Origin of the sequence: Veillonella sp. VA139 (assembly GCF_003992005.1) — a bacterium.
Lineage (GTDB): Bacteria > Bacillota > Negativicutes > Veillonellales > Veillonellaceae > F0422.
Genome location: NZ_RQVL01000002.1, coordinates 67,854 through 86,632, shown reverse-complemented (window position 1 = coordinate 86,632; position 18,779 = coordinate 67,854). Strand labels below are relative to the sequence as shown.

The 18,779-nt window shown below is 39.6% G+C and carries 20 protein-coding genes; 1 reads left to right on the top strand and 19 read right to left on the bottom strand.

Annotated elements, in window-relative coordinates:
* Positions 1-297 precede the first annotated feature (297 nt).
* The 3 genes from EO125_RS01665 to EO125_RS01655 form a co-directional block, all read right to left on the bottom strand.
* Positions 298-1,020 (bottom strand): amino acid ABC transporter ATP-binding protein, encoded by a 723-nt coding sequence (locus EO125_RS01665; RefSeq protein ID WP_127147362.1) that lies wholly within the window; start codon positions 1,018-1,020, stop codon positions 298-300.
* The gene (locus EO125_RS01660) at positions 1,017-1,700 is read right to left on the bottom strand and encodes an amino acid ABC transporter permease (protein ID WP_009372151.1); all 684 of its coding nucleotides are present in this window, start codon (positions 1,698-1,700) and stop codon (positions 1,017-1,019) included. The genes EO125_RS01665 and EO125_RS01660 overlap by 4 nt, the downstream gene beginning before the upstream one ends.
* Positions 1,701-1,764: 64 nt before the next feature.
* The gene (locus EO125_RS01655) at positions 1,765-2,580 is read right to left on the bottom strand and encodes a basic amino acid ABC transporter substrate-binding protein (RefSeq protein WP_370447281.1); all 816 of its coding nucleotides are present in this window, start codon (positions 2,578-2,580) and stop codon (positions 1,765-1,767) included.
* A gap of 739 nt (positions 2,581-3,319) precedes the next feature.
* Between EO125_RS01655 and EO125_RS01650 the strand changes: the two genes are divergently transcribed.
* The gene (locus EO125_RS01650) at positions 3,320-3,922 is read left to right on the top strand and encodes an HD-GYP domain-containing protein (protein WP_127147360.1); all 603 of its coding nucleotides are present in this window, start codon (positions 3,320-3,322) and stop codon (positions 3,920-3,922) included.
* Positions 3,923-3,925: 3 nt separating this feature from the next.
* Here EO125_RS01650 and EO125_RS01645 read toward each other — a convergent pair whose 3' ends face one another.
* The 16 genes from EO125_RS01645 to EO125_RS01570 form a co-directional block, all read right to left on the bottom strand.
* Entirely contained in the window at positions 3,926-4,579 is a 654-nt protein-coding gene (locus EO125_RS01645; RefSeq protein ID WP_127147359.1) for a ComF family protein, read from the bottom strand.
* On the bottom strand, positions 4,579-6,726 hold the full coding sequence (locus EO125_RS01640) for an ATP-dependent RecD-like DNA helicase (RefSeq protein WP_127147358.1): 2,148 nt from the start codon (positions 6,724-6,726) through the stop codon (positions 4,579-4,581). The genes EO125_RS01645 and EO125_RS01640 overlap by 1 nt, the downstream gene beginning before the upstream one ends.
* Positions 6,723-7,490: a shikimate kinase gene (locus EO125_RS01635; RefSeq protein WP_127147357.1), complete on the bottom strand. Its 768-nt coding sequence runs from the start codon at positions 7,488-7,490 to the stop codon at positions 6,723-6,725. The genes EO125_RS01640 and EO125_RS01635 overlap by 4 nt, the downstream gene beginning before the upstream one ends.
* Before the next feature lie 11 nt (positions 7,491-7,501).
* Positions 7,502-8,443, bottom strand: a complete 942-nt coding sequence (locus EO125_RS01630; protein ID WP_127147356.1) for a bifunctional riboflavin kinase/FAD synthetase — start codon at positions 8,441-8,443, stop codon at positions 7,502-7,504.
* A 143-nt stretch (positions 8,444-8,586) separates the two neighbouring features.
* Positions 8,587-9,486, bottom strand: a complete 900-nt coding sequence (gene truB / locus EO125_RS01625; RefSeq protein ID WP_127147355.1) for a tRNA pseudouridine(55) synthase TruB — start codon at positions 9,484-9,486, stop codon at positions 8,587-8,589.
* Positions 9,486-10,427 carry a bifunctional oligoribonuclease/PAP phosphatase NrnA gene (locus EO125_RS01620; protein WP_127147354.1) on the bottom strand — a complete coding sequence of 314 codons (942 nt, stop codon included), beginning with the start codon at positions 10,425-10,427 and terminating at the stop codon, positions 9,486-9,488. Before EO125_RS01620 ends, truB begins: the two co-directional genes overlap by 1 nt.
* Positions 10,414-10,776 (bottom strand): 30S ribosome-binding factor RbfA, encoded by a 363-nt coding sequence (rbfA, locus tag EO125_RS01615; protein ID WP_127147353.1) that lies wholly within the window; start codon positions 10,774-10,776, stop codon positions 10,414-10,416. Before rbfA ends, EO125_RS01620 begins: the two co-directional genes overlap by 14 nt.
* 9 nt (positions 10,777-10,785) lie before the next feature.
* Positions 10,786-13,419 (bottom strand): translation initiation factor IF-2, encoded by a 2,634-nt coding sequence (infB, locus tag EO125_RS01610; protein WP_127147352.1) that lies wholly within the window; start codon positions 13,417-13,419, stop codon positions 10,786-10,788.
* Positions 13,420-13,432: 13 nt separating this feature from the next.
* Complete coding sequence (locus tag EO125_RS01605; protein WP_127147351.1) at positions 13,433-13,744, bottom strand: ribosomal L7Ae/L30e/S12e/Gadd45 family protein; 312 nt, start codon at positions 13,742-13,744, stop codon at positions 13,433-13,435.
* Positions 13,737-14,003: an RNase P modulator RnpM gene (rnpM, locus tag EO125_RS01600; RefSeq protein ID WP_038145077.1), complete on the bottom strand. Its 267-nt coding sequence runs from the start codon at positions 14,001-14,003 to the stop codon at positions 13,737-13,739. The genes EO125_RS01605 and rnpM overlap by 8 nt, the downstream gene beginning before the upstream one ends.
* Position 14,004: 1 nt before the next feature.
* Entirely contained in the window at positions 14,005-15,102 is a 1,098-nt protein-coding gene (nusA, locus tag EO125_RS01595) for a transcription termination factor NusA (protein ID WP_127147350.1), read from the bottom strand.
* Between the two features lie 12 nt (positions 15,103-15,114).
* Positions 15,115-15,573: a ribosome maturation factor RimP gene (gene rimP, locus EO125_RS01590; protein WP_127147349.1), complete on the bottom strand. Its 459-nt coding sequence runs from the start codon at positions 15,571-15,573 to the stop codon at positions 15,115-15,117.
* A 107-nt stretch (positions 15,574-15,680) separates the two neighbouring features.
* On the bottom strand, positions 15,681-16,049 hold the full coding sequence (locus EO125_RS01585; protein WP_127147348.1) for an arsenate reductase family protein: 369 nt from the start codon (positions 16,047-16,049) through the stop codon (positions 15,681-15,683).
* A 20-nt stretch (positions 16,050-16,069) separates the two neighbouring features.
* On the bottom strand, positions 16,070-16,444 hold the full coding sequence (locus EO125_RS01580; protein ID WP_127147347.1) for a hypothetical protein: 375 nt from the start codon (positions 16,442-16,444) through the stop codon (positions 16,070-16,072).
* Positions 16,445-16,448: 4 nt separating this feature from the next.
* Entirely contained in the window at positions 16,449-17,834 is a 1,386-nt protein-coding gene (locus EO125_RS01575; protein WP_127147346.1) for an aminopeptidase, read from the bottom strand.
* A 32-nt stretch (positions 17,835-17,866) separates the two neighbouring features.
* Positions 17,867-18,778: a 3'-5' exonuclease gene (locus EO125_RS01570; RefSeq protein WP_127147345.1), complete on the bottom strand. Its 912-nt coding sequence runs from the start codon at positions 18,776-18,778 to the stop codon at positions 17,867-17,869.
* Position 18,779: the final 1 nt, after the last annotated feature.

Sequence of the window (18,779 nt, the reverse complement as noted above, 5' to 3'; positions counted from 1 at the left end):
ACACACATTATACAAATGCACATAGAATAGCACTCAAAGCTACTAACCATGACACCTCTAATCGTATGAGCCTATATATCGACCTCAATGATATTAGATGATAAGCTCATACCTGTTTAACCATATATAGCAATGCCTTGGAACTCATTCACATAGATAGACAGCAGTAAAACAAAAAAACTACCCCACATAGGAAACTCCGTATATAGGGTAGTTGTTTTTGCATATTTGAAATAACATCTCTTATAAGAGACAAACTAAATTTATTGCCCAAAAAAACTGACAACAATTTTATCCTTATCGAATGACCTTTGATAAGAATGATTTTGTCCGTTCATGTTTTGGTGTGTCAAACACTTCCGTTGGTGTGCCTTCTTCTAAAATTTCACCGCCATCTACAAACAGTACACGAGTGGCTACTTCTTTGGCAAAGCTCATTTCATGAGTAACGATGACCATTGTCATACCTTCTTTAGCAAGGTCTTTCATAACGTCTAATACTTCGCTAACCATTTCTGGATCTAGAGCAGAGGTAGGTTCGTCAAAGAGCATCACTTTCGGTTTCATCGCTAATGCACGAGCAATGGCTACACGCTGTTGTTGCCCCCCAGATAATTGCTCTGGGTACGCCTCTGCTTTATCAGATAAACCTACTTTTCCCAATAAATCACGAGCAATGGTTTCTGCTTCAGATTTTGAAAGTCCTCTAATTTTTTGCGGTGCTAATGTAATATTATCTAGCACGGTCATATGAGGGAATAGATTAAATCGTTGGAATACCATGCCCACTTCGGCACGTACATTGTTGATATTTTCTTTCACATTAAGATTCATACCATCTACAATCACGTCACCATGTGTTGGTTCTTCTAAATAGTTCATACAGCGTAATACAGTACTTTTACCAGAACCAGATGGTCCAATAATGACCACTACTTCACCAGCATCGATTTCTGTGGAAACGCCTTTTAAGACATGTAATTGTCCAAAGTATTTATGTACATTCTGTAATTGAATCATTTGATATTATATTTCCTTTCTAAGTACGCTACGAGTCGGGAAATGGTTAATGTCATAATCAAGTAAATCACCGCTACGGCTGTCCAGATTTCAAAGGACCCATAGGTACGAGCGATAATTAATTGTCCTCGACGTGTCAATTCTTCAAAACCGATAACTGCCACTAAGGAAGTATCTTTCAACATAGCTATAAATTCATTGCCTAATGGTGGAATGATGGCTTTGAAAGCTTGTGGCATAATCACATAGCGCATCGTTTGGAACCAAGTTAATCCTAAGGAGCGACCTGCTTCCATTTGACCTTTATTAATGGATTGGATGCCGGCACGGAAAATTTCAGATACGTAGGCACCAGAGTTTATAGAGCATGCTAAGACAGCAGCTAAATACGGTCCAATTGGTTCTGGCGCACCATTGGCATTGACAATAGCGCCCAACAATTTAGGGCCACCGAAGTAAATCATGAAGATTTGTACTAATAGTGGTGTACCACGGAATAATTCTACATAACATTTTGCGATGAGACGAATCACTTTAAATCGTGATAAATTCATCAACGCCACTACCAGTCCAATAAAGAAACCAAAGCCCACACTCATGAGGGTAATTTGAATCGTAATTCCAGCCCCTCCAATTAACAGGGGTAAAGAGTCGACAATTAACTGCCAATTAAAATCCATCGTTACCTATCCATCCTTTCATTCAACACAGATAAGGAGGCACAAAGCCTCCTTATATAGTACATTATTTTCCTTCGTATGTCACGGGAATATCTGTTGGCATATCAGTTTTAAACCATGTTTGGTAAATTTTATTTAAAGTACCATCTTGTTTCATCTCTGTCAATGCTTTATTTACACTATCTTGAAGTTCTTTATTCTTTTTATTCATAGCCAACCCAAAATACTCTTTTGTATTAGGGTACGGAATGACCGTCAAATGTTGATCGCCATGTTTAGCCACATAGTACTGTGCCACAGGTAAGTCGATCAAGGCTCCTTCCACTCCACCATTTTGTAATTCTAATAAGGCATCGCTGGTATGGTCAAAGTTTTTTACTATAGCCCCATTGATTTTGCTCGCTAAGTCTGCCCCTGTAGTACCCATTTGTACAGCAATTGTTTTACCTGTCAAATCATCTAAGCCTTTAATAGGACTAGTTTCTTTGACAACCACAGCCATACCTGATTCATAATAAGGCATACTGAAACCAACTTTTTCCATCCGTGCTTTTGTGATAGTCATCCCCGATGCTGCCAAATCAATCTCGCCATTATCTAAAGCTGGCACTAATGCATCAAAAGGAACATTTTTAAATTCAATGGTTTTCCCAGTCCGTTTCGCAATTTCTTTAGCTACATCGATGTCAAAGCCTTGCAATTCTTCGGAACCTTCTTGCTTAAACTCGAATGGCACAAAGGTTGCATTGGTGCCTATCTTTAAGACACTTCCTTTTTGTGCTTGCTCTCCTCCTTGAGAACCGCATCCCCCTAGTAGTGCTACTACACCTAAGGCTAATAAACCAGTACATATTAGTTTTTTTACATTTGTTTTCATGATATTTCTCCTTTACTAAATCACTCATGTTGTACCTTATGCACTGATTATACATCTATGCGAATATTTAGTCAACATATTTTTGCAAATTTTATGTATTTTTATTAACAATTAATATATGCACTACATTGTATTTCTAATATTAAAAGACTGTCATGCAAAAAAAGCATAAAAAATACACAGCAGAACAATTTCTGCTGTGTTTCATACGGCTGACCTGGTCTTTGCCCCCACACTCGCCTGCTGGAAGGTTCGCTCTTAAGCTGTGCTCCCCACTACTACTCCTCTCGACATCTACTGTCGGCAGGTCTTACATCTAAGCCGCACCATGCTCACAATTTCTCATTGCTTATGTGGATCGTTTCGCCTGCGACTGGCCTCGACTTTCAACCACAGACCCGTTATGTACTTTTATTATATCCATATTTTTTACTTTTGTCACTTAGAAACCATCATGATTTTTTTCACTCCACTTATATCATTTTTATATAGTCCTTTCAGAAAAAAGACTTGCTTTTTTTTACCAAATATACATCAACTTTACTACATCCCATGTTTATCACATTCTCACTTATTGCGACAATGATGAGAACTTTCCAGTACATTTTTGTCCACTCTGTAGGGTATATTCAAGGATACAAATTTATTGTATAATGTGTGTACTTAAGTAAACGAAGAATATAAAAACGGTGATTTTCCAAAAGAGAGTACACCGTTTCTATTTGTTAGGAAGGGTTTGCACATGTTTATGTTATCATTAATTCAGGAATCAGGCGCTTACGAACAAGATCAAAGTACCCTAGAGCTAGTTACCTTACAACTCTTACAGATGATTCAAATGAAAAGTCAAACTTTATATGTGCATTCAGTGCAGGTTGCCAATTACGCTGTAGCTATTGCTGCTAAAATGGGGTTGCCAAAAGGCGAAATCGAATTGATTCGTCACGCAGCGTGTTTACACGATTTAGGCTTAATTTGCTTACCCATCACTACCTTGATGAAATTTCCCTACTTTAACCGTCAGGAATTGGCCAAATACAAACAACATCCTGTATTTGGGGCTAGCATGATTGAAAACTATCCATGCTGTCAACCTATCATTCCTTACATTAAATACCATCATGAGCGTTGGGATGGCACAGGCTTTCCGAAACACTTGCGAGGTGCCAATATTCCATTAGGCGCTCGCATTATTGGTATTGCTGATTACTACGTAACAGCCATCGACCCAGCTTCTGATACAAGTTTACAACCTCGTAGCGAAATTAAACAAGAGTTATTTAGACACTCTGGCACACAATTTGATCCAGATGTGGTAAAAGCATTCATAGAAATACTAGGATAATCATTAGGCTCCACTTGCTAAAGTGAGAGCCTTTATGTTTGCCCTCGGTAAGACATCATGGATTGTCTCTGCTGCTTCTAATAAGGTGGCCCCTGTTGTATAGATATCATCTACTAGTAATACATTAAGTTCTCTATTATTATATACTTCTACCATGGTAGATCGAACTAAGAAATGACCTTTCATATTCTTGCGTCGCTCTTCTTTTGTCAATGTCCACATCGGTTTGGAGCCATCTAGTTTCACTAATAGATCTACCCAATGCCACCCCTGTTCCATAACCCAATCTTTAAATAGCATATCTACTTGATTATATCCTCGTTGCAACTGTTTACTTTCACTAATAGGAATCGGTACAACAATGGTTGGTACATAATTCATATCCAAACAAGTAACTGTAAAATGTTGTAAAAAAGGAGCGACTCCTCGAGCTCGCTCCTTTTTTCCATTAAATTTTATATCGTGTAACATGGTTTTAATGCCACCTACATAATCTGCTAGAATATATATACATTCTAAGGCTGAGTATTTTGGTCCTGTTATACACCGTTCATGCATAACTGCTTGCAAACATGTATCGCACCACTCACCTTGTGAATATACATCTTTACCACAATGAATGCATGTAGGTGGACACAATAAATCCCATAATCTCATCAGATCGCCCCCTCTAAGCGTTCCTTAAATAATGTATAACGATAGTTTGTATCTACTCGATTTACAGCCGTTTCTATCGCTGTTTCACTACCGATAATTAGCACTTTATCCTTTGCACGAGTAATCGCTGTGTAAAGTAAATTTCGCTGTAACATCACGTTATAGGCAGAAATAAATGGTAAAATAATCCGTTCATATTCACTTCCCTGTGCTTTATGAACCGTAATGGCATAAGCAAGTGCCATCGTCATCATATCTTCTTCGTCAAGAGTCATCGATTTATCTGGAAACTTCACATGTACTTGTTTCCCAAGTATATCCGTGATAACGCCAATTTCTCCATTATATACATCTTGGTCGTAGTTATTCTCCATTTGAATAATTTTATCACCGACGCGATACACTCTTCCATCTACTTTTAGCTCTTCTTGACCACTTCGTTTTGGATTCAACTCCTCTTGCAAATACTTAGAAATCGCTGCGCTTCCTATAGGGCCTTTACGCATAGGACAAACGATTTGAATATCTAGGTCAGACTCTACGTATTGTAATTCCTCTCGATAATGCTTAGTAACCGCTAATAGGACACTTTCCACATCATGAGCACTTTCAAATTGAAATTCATCACAACTGGATAGGTTAGGCATGTCCCCATGATTGATGGCGTACGCATTATCGATGATTCGATTCCCCTCTTGCTGACGATAAATCTGCGTTAACCCTTGATAAGGTATTACAGAACTACTCAACATATCTCGCAGAATAAAACCTGCACCAATAGGTGGTAATTGGTCCACATCCCCCACAAGCACCACATAAGCATTAGGCGGAATCGCCTGTATCAGCGCATAGTAAAGCTCCAAATTAAGCATAGATGATTCATCTACGATAACTACATCTACTTCTAATGGTTCATCCTGGTTACGAGCAAAGATATACGCATTATTTTCTAACTCTGGTTCTAACAAACGATGAATAGTGAAAGCCTCCATGCCAGTCGCTTCCGACAATCGTTTCGTAGCACGTCCCGTAGGTGCACAGAGGACAATACGTTTTAAATTTCCTTGCTGGAATCCTTCTACTAGGGCTTTGATAATAGTAGTCTTTCCTGTACCTGGACCACCAGTAATAATAGAGAATCGATGACTGAGCGCCATATGAATAGCTTGCTTTTGCTCCACCCCTAACTCCATGGAATGCTTAATTTCATAACTGTTACAGAAATCGTCACCGTCCAATAAAGGTAGCACATCTTCATCTAAAAAGGCGTCCGTAAATTCCACACTCTCTACTTCTGCGCGATAGACCGTAGGGTGGTAGATGTACAGTACATCATCATGTTCCACCTGCATATACCGTTTTGTTTCGATTAGCGTTTCCAATCGGTCCACGGTCGCATCAATATAATCATCACCTAATAGATTCGACAACTGCACCATCAATTCCTCTATAGGCATGCAAGAATGTCCAGAAGATCCTATCTGCTCCATTGTAAATCGGATACCTGCATCGATGCGCTTTGGATTATCAAAGGGAAATCCTAGCTCCTCTGCAAAATGGTCCACTACATGAAATGGTAAATTGGTATCTACAGTCAACAAATAGTACGGATTATCTTGCAACATTTCAATCGTTTTTGCACCGTAAATTTCATAGAGTTGGCGACTCCAACGATTACTCATATTGTACTTAGCAAAAAAGTCATTAATTTCCTGGAGAACCCCTTCCCCAAGCAATACTTTATACAATTCTTGCTTTGTTTTAAGCGCTACATTAGGAACTTCTAATAACTCCATAGGATTCTCTTTTTTTAGAATCTCTAGAATCGAAATTCCAAAATAATCCAACAGTTTTTCTAATGATTTAGGCCCTAAGCCTTTCACTCCAAGGCTTTCTAAATATCGTCTGGCTCCCGCTAAGGTATCTGGCATCACACGTTGTATGCTTTGAACGGAAATCTGTTTGCCATATTTTTTATGGATAATATGGGTACCTTTTATTTCCACTTCTTCTCCCACCTTTGGAGGAGTAATATTACCGGTACAGGTATGGGTATCTTCTTGGTAATCCCGCAGGATGAATACACAATAATTCTCTTGAGGAGACTTATAGATGACACGGTAAACCGTTCCTAATAGTGTAATCATAGGGATGCATTAGGTAAAGCAGAAATGACAGCTTGCACCACATCTGCTACATTACTAATATTTTCAATTTTGATGTGACTCACACGTTCGTAAATTGGTTGACGTTCTTCATATAAGCGGAAAATATATTCAATACTTTCTTTCAATAATGGACGAATTTCCATATCTAAATCATCAAGAATTTGTTTTACATCACGTTGAATCAATACCACATAACCAGATTCACGCATCAGTTCAGCCGTGGCATCACACAATACCGTACCACCGCCTGTAGCAATGACACTGGCATTCTGCTTGCTTACTAAGTCTTGAATTACATTGAGTTCCAATTGATGGAATTCATCTTCTCCATCATGAATAATAATATTTTGAATAGATTTTCCTGTGCGCTCTTGGATTTCTGTATCCACATCAAAGAACTCTAATCCTAATGCTTGTGCTAAGGCTTTACCTATGGTTGTTTTACCCGCCCCAGGCATACCAATTAAGAAAATATGTTGATGAATATGATTCTTTTCATAATCTTTAGAAATACGAATTACCTCATTCATAAATTCTTTTGCATAATCAGCTAATTCGGGATTATTCAAGGCTTTCACAGCGGAATCAAGAATTTCTTGTTCTCTCTGTACATCATGAATTTTCATCTGATGCTCTTCTTTATATTTGGCAATATCTACAACGATGCTCAAACGTTCTTCAAATAAACGAATTAACTCTTTATTAATAGCATCAATTTTTTTGCGACTTTCTTGTAATTTCATGGACATACTCCTTAGAATTTTCTATAAATCGTACTATGTAAATGGTCTAATGCAAAAGCCTTATCATCTTCCATTTGATCGATAAGGGCTTGCAGGGAATCAAACTTAACTTCTCCACGGATGAAAGCAAGAAATTCTACCGTAGCCACTTCTCCGTATACATCATCAGAGAAATCAAATAAATGGGTTTCAAAACGATGATATTGATTGGTAAAGGTTGGATTATCCCCCATATTCCCCACTGCTCCGTACCATTTGCCTCCGATGTATACTTGGTTTACATACACACCATCCGCTGGCGTTGCCATAGTATCTGGAAAATGAAAGTTTAACGTAGGAAATCCCAAAGTACGACCTCGTTGATCTCCTTTCACTACAGTACCTGTAAAACGATACGGGCGACCTAGCATTTGATTTGCCAATTCAATATCACCACGTAAAATACTACTACGTATAGCAGTACTAGATATAGGCGCATCAATCCAATCATAGCGTACCAATTCTTGATCATGGACTTCAATAGATGGATATAATTCTCGAATCATCTTTGAATTTCCCAAGCCCTTATATCCAAAATTAAAATTTGCACCGACTACTATTTTCTGTACATCACGATGAGCACATAAACCATGAATAAAATCTTCCCCTGACTGAGCAACTAATTCTTGAGTCATGGGAAGTTCCAACACATAATCAACACCCATATTCTGTAACATAGCATACCGTTCTTCTCGCTGTAACAACCGAGGTGGAATTTGTTTCGGTTGTAATATAGTAAATGGATGCGCATCGAAGGTAACTATGACAGAAACTCCATGACAAGCTTTTGCGCTGTCACAGACCTCCTTAATAATCGATTGATGACCTAAGTGCAGTCCATCAAAGGTTCCCATCCCATATACAATGGGTTCCTGTATCGTATCTAACTCTGATATGGTATATAAAATATTCATACTAATCCTTATCTTTTGAAATATGAAATAGAACTTTTATTACGTTTACTCTTTATTATAACACAACCGAAGACTATAAAAAGTGTATACATAAGAAAATGGTCAGGATTTCATAAGGTTCCTGACCATTTCTTATACCTATGTTATATGTATATATTTTTCTCTACTTTCAAAGTGCTATCCAACCGTCGCAAGATACTCATAAACCCATTTGCATCATAAGCTCTCACTAATGTATCGACTGGGATTTCCTCTGGGGACACACAGAAAGTTCCATTCGGTTTAACTGTATGGATTGGAACTTGTTTCCCTTGTACCAAGCGTGTGCGATTAATATCGTTAATATACACCGCTGGCAAGTGCGTTAGCAAAGTATCTACGGGCTGTACAGCTTGTTCCAACAGCGTTTCTAGTTCTTCAATGGTCACAGACTGTTCAATGTTGCATTGTCCTACTGCGGTACGGCATAGCTGTGTCATCATACCACACAGCCCAAGTTGCTGGCATATATCTCGCAACAAAGCACGCACATAAGTGCCCGCAGAACATCGTGCACGAATGGTAAAGAATGGAAATGCATAGGCGAGTAACTCAATGTCGTAAATCTGAATCAAACGAGCTGGTAATTCAAATTCCACCCCTGCACGGGCTAAATCATAAGCGCGTTGCCCATTGATTTTGATAGCAGAATACTTTGACGGTCGTTGTTCAATCGAACCTTGAAAGGACTGCACTGCTTGTTCTAGTTCGTCCCAACTAGGAGCCTCAATCATATCCATAGTACGCAGTATATTCCCTGTGCTATCTTCTGTATCTGTTTCAATGCCAAATTTACATTCTGCCACATAAGTCTTACCGATAGATTCTGTATATTCGATGGTACGTGTTGCTTTTCCTACAAAGATAGGCAACACGCCGTACGCCAATGGATCCAAGGTCCCACTATGACCAATACGGCGTTCTTTTAAAATGCGTCGACAAATACCGATGGCATCATGACTCGTAATGCCTGGTGGCTTGATTAAAGAAATAACTCCATCCATTAATCAATCACCGCTAAGATTTGTTCCAATGCTTCGTGGATAGGACTTTCGATAGAGCAACCAGCTGCTCGAATATGCCCACCACCGCCAAAGTGACTAGCAATTTGGTTTGCATCTCGCACTTTGGAGCGAATGCTAACACGAGTTACCGTCTCTGTTTTCGCTTTTAAAACGATAGCTACATCTACACCTTTGATGTTTCGAATCATGTCCACAAATCCATCAGTATCATCCCCAATGCGTTCCATCAGCGGTAATGTCAAGCACATGGATACCACTTGCCCTTCATGGTGAAAGGACACATTATCTAAGACCTGTTTCATCACTTCGATGCGAGCTGGTTCCACTATTTCTATCGCCTCAGAAATGACATGTGGCTGTGCACCTGCTTGTAAACATAGACCTGCCATTTCCATCGTATGTGCTGTTGTATTAGAGAATTTAAAGAACCCTGTATCTGTAGCCATCGCCATGTACAAAGCTTGTCCCATCGATTGGGTAATCTCCCAATTCCACATCTTACATAGGTACGCCACCGTTTCTCCCGTAGAAGAAAAATCGGATCGCAAATATAAACCGTCTGCAAATTCTGTATTAGAAATATGGTGGTCTATATTAAAAGTAGGTGCACTCATTCGTACACCTACTTCTCCAATTCGTTCAAATGTGCTAGCGTCCAAAATGAGTAGCATATCCGATGTATAACCAGTTTCTAAACTTTCAATAGGCTCAATCTTGGAGCATAGAGGAAGAAAAGAAAACTTTTCAGGAATTACATCATCCACTACCATGCGAACTACTTTCCCTTGGGCTACTAAGGCTTCATACATAGCAAGCATAGAGCCTATAGCATCTCCGTCGGGACTAACATGAACAGTAAGAAGAATGGAATGGGCTGTATCAATCGATGCTTTCAGTTGATCAATACTAATTTTCGCCATTATTTTCCTCTTGTTTAATAGAATTTAATAAGCCTTCAATGTGCATGCTGTAATCTAAGGATGTATCTGCATCAAAGGCAATGCTAGGAATGTGGCGCAATTGAAGCACCTTTCCTAATTCAGAGCGGAAATAACCAGCACTTCTGCGTAAAGTGTCTAAGGACTGTTTTTTCTCCACTTCACTGCCGAATAAGCTCACATAGATTGTAGCTTCTCGCAAATCACCTGTGACACGCACATCGGTTACAGTGACAAATCCGATGCGAGGGTCTTTCAACCCACGCAATAAGATTTGACTTGCTTCTTGTTTAATAAACTCTTGTAATTTTCGTACACGAACTTCGCTCATGGATACCTCCTATAATTCTGGGGCAATTTCTTCCATTTTGTACGCTTCGATCACGTCGCCTTCTTTCACATCGCGGTAACGTTCCAAAGAAATACCACATTCAAAGCTTGTCGCTACTTCTTTCACTTCATCTTTGAAACGGCGCAAGGAATCAATATGACCTTCATGGATAACAATACCATCACGGATTAAGCGAATTTCAGAGTTATTTGTGATTTTACCTTCCGTTACATAGGAACCAGCTACGATAGCTTTCGGAGTAGAAATCACTTGGCGAACTTCTGCACGGCCTAAGATAACTTCTTTAAATTCAGGAGTTAACATACCACGCATAGCGGCTTCGATTTCATTGATGGCATCGTAAATAACACGGTATGTACGAAGGTCAACACTTTCTTTTTCGGCTTCTTTACGTACATTCGCATCTGGACGCACGTTAAAGCCGATAATAATCGCACCCGATGCAGAGGCTAACATCACGTCAGATTCATTGATGGCACCTACTGCACTGTGGATAATATTGATGCGTACTTCTGGGTTTTTAATACCCTCTAAGGATTGACGCAATGCTTCTACAGAGCCTTGTACGTCACCTTTGATAATAATATTTAAGTCTTTTAATTCCCCTTGTTGCATTTGGTTGAACAAATCATCAAGAGTGACTTTTGTTTTCGCATTCATTTCTGTAATGCGTTGTTTTTCAATACGTTTTTCCGCAATGGAACGCGCTTCGTTGTCGTCAACAGCGAATATCACTTCACCAGCTTGCGGCACATCGGATAGACCTAAGATTTCCACAGGCATAGATGGACGAGCTACTTTCACTTTTTCCCCACGTTCATTGGTCATAGCACGTACTTTACCGTATGCCACACCAGCAAGGATTGTTTCCCCTACACGTAAGGAACCTTTTTGTACCAATACTGTACATACAGGACCACGACCTTTATCCAATTGGGCTTCGATAACGATACCTTGTGCCTTACGGTTAGGGTTCGCTTTCAATTCTTGTACTTCTGCTACCAACAAGATCGTTTCCAATAGGTCTTCAATACCTTGACGTTGTTTCGCAGATACAGGAACCATGATAGTATCACCGCCCCACTCTTCTGGCAACAAACCATGTTCGGATAATTGTTGTTTTACATGGTCAGGGTTAGCACCTGGTTTATCCATTTTATTGATGGCTACGATAATTGGCACTTCTGCGGATTTCGCATGGTTGATTGCCTCAATAGTTTGTGGCATAACACCGTCATCGGCAGCTACGACAAGGACAGCAATATCTGTAGATTGAGCACCACGTAAACGCATGGCTGTGAAAGCTTCATGTCCAGGCGTATCTAGGAATGTGATTTTATTACCTTCATAGCGTACTTGGTACGCACCGATATGTTGCGTAATACCGCCTGCTTCAGAAGCTGTTACATTCGTAGAGCGAATCACGTCCAATAAGGATGTTTTACCATGGTCAACGTGACCCATAATGGTAACAACTGGTGGTCGAGGCTGTAAGCTTTCTGGGCTATCTTCAATTTCGATGATTTCTGTAGGATCTTGTTCAGGCTCAACTTCTACCACTTCTACACCGAAGTCTTCTGCCAATACCATAGCCGTTTCCACATCGATTTCTTGGTTGATTGTTGCCATGACGCCAAGCATCATCAATTTTTTGATAATTTCAGCCACTTCACGACCCATTTTTTCTGCCAATTCTTTAACGGTCAACGAGCCAGACAGTTCGATGGACGTAGCAATGGCTGCCTCCGCTTTACGACGTTCTTCCTCTTTTTGTTTGATATGTTGCTCATTACGTTGTTTAACTTTATTTTTATTTTTTTGCAATGCAGAAGACACTAAGGATTGTGTACGTTCACCTTTTTTACCTTTTTTATCTTTTTTATTGCGACGCTCATTCCGATTTTCATTACGATGTTCAGATTCAAAACGGCGATTTTCTTTTTGACGATCTGCTTCACGGCTCGCCTGACGATCACGACCTTCTGGTTTCGTTGTCATTGCTGGATCCACTTGTGGAATCTCTAGGCGACGTTCACGACGTTGTCCATCATTTCGACGATCATTGTTACGGTTGTTGCTACGGTCATTATTGCGGTCATTATTCCGATCAAATCTGCCACCATTGTTAGAGCGATTACCGCCATTGCGGTTATCTTGGCGTTGATCATTACGACCTTCTGGACGACGACCATCACGGTTTTGACCATTCCGTTGATTAGAACGATTATCTCCACGATCGTTTCTGTCATTACGATGTTCTCGTTGACCATTGTTTTTATCATCACGATTGAATGGGCGGTCACGCTTTTCACCACGGTTATTACGGTCTCCACGATCATTGCGATGATTTCTATCTTGTTTAGGTCCACGTCTTTCACCATCTTCATTTCGACGGTATTCATGTACTTTCTTTTGCGGTGCTTGTTGAGTTGCTTTTGGCGTTTCACTTTGTCTTTGTATGCCGCCACTTGCTAAGGATTGTTTAATCATAGATACTTGTGAATCCTCCACTGTACTCATATGGCTTTTCACTTCTACATTGTGCTTTTTTAAAGCATCAATCACTACTTTATTTTCTACACCTAGGTCTTTTGCTACTTCATATACTCTTTTTTTGGACATCTACATTCCCCCTCTACTGATTCTTATCTATTTCAGCTAGCAAGGATTTAGCAAATCCAGCATCATTTACTAATATAACTGCTCGCATTTCTTTTCCCAATGCTTTGCCTAGTTCCTCTTTGGTCCCTACTAAACGAAGGGGCACCTGATGAGATTCGGCTAAGTGCATATATTTTTTAGCATTATTCTGCGCACAATCTTCCGCCATAATCAACAATGGATAGGCTTGTCGCTTCATGGACCGTTCCACTACAAAATCGCCGGATAATAAGCGACCTGCTCGCTGTGCTAATCCTAATATATTCAACACTTTTTCTTTATTCATGGGATATTTGTTCCTTTAAAGATTCATAAATTTCTTGTGAAACTTTATGTTTTAACGAACGCTCTAATCGTTTGGCTTTATACGCCATGTCTAGGCATTCTACTTTCATTTCCATATAGGCTCCCCGTCCAGGGGCTTTACCTGTAGGGTCAATAGAAATCTCTCCCGTTGGACTCAACACAACACGTGTTAACTCTTTCTTGGGAAGAAGTTCTCCACATCCCACACATACTCGCATAGGCTGAGACTTCTGTTTCATATTAGTCTTCATCTCCAAAAGCATCCAAGGAAATCATATCCTCAGATTCCACATATTCACCGGCTTCAGCGGCTTGTGTTTCACTTTTAATATCGATTTTCCAATTTGTTAATTTCGCTGCTAAACGAGCATTTTGACCAGCTTTGCCAATAGCCAGTGAAAGTTGGTAATCTGGCACCACCACAGAAGATGTTTTCTCTTCATCACGAGCTACTACGCTTACCACTTTCGCTGGACTTAACGCATTGGCAATGTATACCGCTGGATCTTCATCCCATTTCACAATATCTATTTTTTCGCCATTTAGCTCATCCACGATATTTTGTACACGTTGTCCTTTAGGACCTACACAAGCACCTACTGCATCCACTTCTTCCTCGCGAGATACTACAGCGATTTTAGAACGCATACCTGGTTCACGAGCTACCGATTTCAATTCCACTGTACCTTCTGCAATTTCTGGTACTTCTAATTCAAACAAGCGTTTTAATAGACCAGGATGTGTACGAGAAATCATAATTTGAGGACCTTTTGTGGTCTTTTTCACTTCCACAATGTAGCATTTAATGCGGTCTCCCACAGCATAGCTTTCACTAGGAATTTGCTCAGATACTGGTAAAATCGCCTCAGTTTTTCCTAGATTAATAAATACATTTCGACCTTCAATACGTTCCACCAAACCAGTCAAAATATCGCCTTCACGGCTGGAATATTCATCATAGACAATATTGCGTTCTGCTTCTTTCAAACGTTGAATCAACAATTGTTTTGCCGTATGGGCTGCACTACGACCGAAGTTTTTTGGCGTTACATCCACTTCGATAATATCGCCGATTTCCATACGTTTGTCTAATTGACGCGCATCTACTAAGGCAATTTCTACTTCTTCGTTTTCAGGTGTGTCCACTACAGTTTTCTTAGCCAACACTTTGTAATCCCCTGTTTCACGATTAAAATAAATATATGCCTCTTGATTTGCTCCTACCTCTTTGCGATAGGCTTGTAATAATGCCACTTCAAGAGAATCAAAAATAATCTCTGGTGCCACCCCTTTTTGTTTAGTAACTGCTAGTACCGCTTGTACTAATTCTTGACTCACTGGTTTCCTCCCTTAAAAATCTAAATGCAAACGAATTTGTGCAATAGCTGCACGTTCTAGGTCAATACGTTCTTCTTGCACCTGAATGGTGATAGCTTCATCAGAATAGCCTTGTAAGGATCCTGTGTATTGTTTTTTACCATCTATGGGTTTAAACAATTGAATATCTACATCACGACCATGATAACGAATGAAATCTTTTTCTTTTTTCAACACTCGATCCAATCCTGGAGAAGATACTTCTAGCAAGTAATTCTCTTTAATTGGGTCTTTTGCATCCAATACTTCGCTCAGCTTTTCACTCACCATTTGGCAGTCATCTAAATCGATGCCTCCCTCTTTGTCTAAAAATACGCGCAAGTACCATTCCCGCTCATGTACGTATTCCACATCCACAAGCTCTAACTCCGTAGACTCTATTATCGTTTCTACTACAGCGGACACAAATTCCTCTACGGCGTCACGTTTCATCTTATCCCCTCCTTACCACAGTATAAGAGAAAGAGTGAGCCACAGCTCACTCTTTTAATAGATTCTATAAAAGTTATCTCTAGTATACCACAACTCACCAAAAATAGCTACAGTAAACCATTACGTTTTAAAGCATCTTCCCATTCTTGTTCTTTGAATCCTACCAGTACTGTATCCTCTAAGACCAAAATAGGACGTTTCACCAACATACCATTCGTTGCCAATAAGGCTAATTTTTCATCTTCTGTCATCGTTGGCAATTTGTCTTTGATACCTTCTCCACGATAGATTTGACCAGATGTATTAAAGAAGGCTTTAATATCTGCTTTCTTGCTTTTGGGATACCATACACCTAATTCTTCCACCGTTGGATTTTCTTCTTTAATATCACGATGAGTGTAGTTAATACCATGATCATCTAAATATTTTTTTGCTCGTTTACAAGTTGTACATTTCGGATATTCAATATATAGCATATTCTCTGTCCTTTCTATTATTATATTTCACCATTAGAAATTTTTTCTTTTAATATTCTCAATAAAACTTCTGTCATTTCACTAGCTGCGAAGACATATTCTTTCAACTTACCTCGTTCTTCTGCCACTTTCATAGCAGCTACTTCAAAGGGATCTAGTACTACAGATAAAACTGGCGTTTGGTCTTGTTCCATTTCCTCCGTCAAATATGCGGAAATACTTTCCCCTTCTGTAGGTTCAAACCGTTCTACTTTTACAATAGGACAATATTCATACATCAATTTGCGAAGGACCATCATAAAGTAAGCTTTATCTTTCACAAATTGAGTTGCTTCATCTTTAGTCATACTAAAAATATCTACTTTTACCTGTTCCATTTCACCCTGTGTTGTCATAGGATTATTCTCCTTTTGCCGCTAAGAACGCTAAGTAACAACGTTTTGCCTCGTAAATATCGGCTTTGCTCGTCACTTCCCAAGGGGAGTGCATGCTAAGCACAGCTACGCCACAATCAATCACATTCATGCCATAAAGAGCCATGATATACGCAATGGTACCGCCACCACCAAGATCTACTCGACCTAATTCAGCCGTTTGGTAAGAAATATTATCTTGATCCATTAACTGGCGAATGCGCGCCATATATTCAGCATTAGCATCATTGGATCCACTTTTACCACGAGAACCAGTAAATTTGTTAAATACTACACCACGACCTAAGAAGGCAGCATTTTTCTTTTCAAAAGCACTCGCATAAAGTGGATCAAAACCAGCACTCACATCAGAAGACAACATATGACTATTGGATAAAGTACGGCGTACTGCTAATGGAGACGTATGCCCCATAGCTTCCAATAATTCTGCCATAAAGTTCTCAAAGAAACGAGATTGCATCCCTGTAGCACCAACAGAACCGATTTCTTCTTTGTCTACCAATAAAGTACATGTAGTGCGACTCACATTCTCTGTTTCTAACATCGCCACTAAGGATGTGTAAGCACATACACGGTCATCTTGACCATAGCCGATAATCATAGAGCGATCAAAGCCTAATTCTCTAGCAGCACCAGCTGGTACAATTTCAAGCTCTGCAGACAAAAAGTCTTCTTCTTCAAAACCATATTGCTCTTGTAGCACTTGCAATACATAGGCTTTCACACCATCTTTTAATTCCCCTTTCACAGGGCGACTGCCAATAAGAAGATCTAGTTGTTCCCCTTCTACCACTTTGGCAGCGTTTTTCTCCATTTGTTCTTGTCCTAAATGTGGCAACAAATCAGTTACGCAAAATACTGGATCTGTTGGACTTTCACCAATAGCAAGATTAATGACAGTTCCATCACGTTTCACTACAACGCCATGGATTGCCAAAGGCATAGTTACCCATTGGTATTTTTTAATACCCCCATAATAATGTGTATCTAATAATGCTAAATCGCTATCCACATAGAATGGATTTTGCTTCACATCTAACCGTGGAGAATCAATATGAGCCCCTAGGATATTCATCCCCTGTTCAATCGGTTCTGTACCGATATTCACCATGGCTACCGCTTTTTTCATGTGCACATAATAGACCTTATCGCCTGCTTTCAGGGTTGTACCTTCTTTAATAACACTGTCCATATTACGGTATCCAGCTACTTCTGTAGCCTTCACAATTTGGTCCACACATTCACGCTCTGTTTTACCATAATCTAGAAAATGGCGATACTTCGTTGCTAAAGTATCAATCTCTTGTAATTGTTCTTCTGTATATTCATGCCAAGCATTTCTACGTTCCATACTTAACTCCTTTCTCTTCTAATTCATGAGATTTATTTTTTACGCGCATACAATTCACGCAACCCTTTAGGTGCATTGGTGACCATTTTGGAAACATAATAGCGTTTTCCTAAATGCTTGCTAATAGATTTCCCTACATACCAATGAACACCAAATATACCATGTTCTTTACAAGCTCCTATCGACAAAAAGCGATGTTTTACCACCCCTACGATAGGGTCTAAATGTAATGGTTTCTTACAAACAGGGCATGTAGTTTTCGCCCGATTACTTTGCCGAAATATACGTGGCATGGTCACAATGGACTCAAATATTTTATGCTCATGCCGTGAAAGCCCATAAAAGCACCGTTGTTTCCCTTGTTTGTCTCGCTTCTTTTTTAACGCTTCTAAAAATGGAAAACGCTGACATACCATAGCCGTACAGATGGCATCATGCAAGCCATTGTGAGCTTGTAAGTTTGGCGCCTTCACTTGCATCTCTTCCATGGCTTTCTGCAATGCATATTGCTGGCTACTATTATGCATCGTATTAGCATATATAGATTGCGCATCAAACCAAGGAATCTCCCGATGTACATGTACATTATGACATAGGGCATTATCTAGAAGCATTTCAATATCATCAGGTCCCCAAGATAGCAAACTGCCATCGGTCCCAATAAAACGTAAAAACTTTTCGCACCCACGGCGGAAAGATACCCCTTCCTTACGCAATTTATCCATAGTAATATGGGTCAACTTCTCTACCGAATGATGCATAACAGGTAGAAATTTAGGCGTAATAAACACTTCAAATTGGTCTACAATTTGCAAACTTTCATCTAGTTTTACAGCACCTATTTGTATAATTTCGCCAATGAATGGAAATCCTGAGCGCCGTATCATATTAGGTTCTAGCGTATAGGGCTGGTTCCATTCCAAGTCAAATACAATATAGTGCATC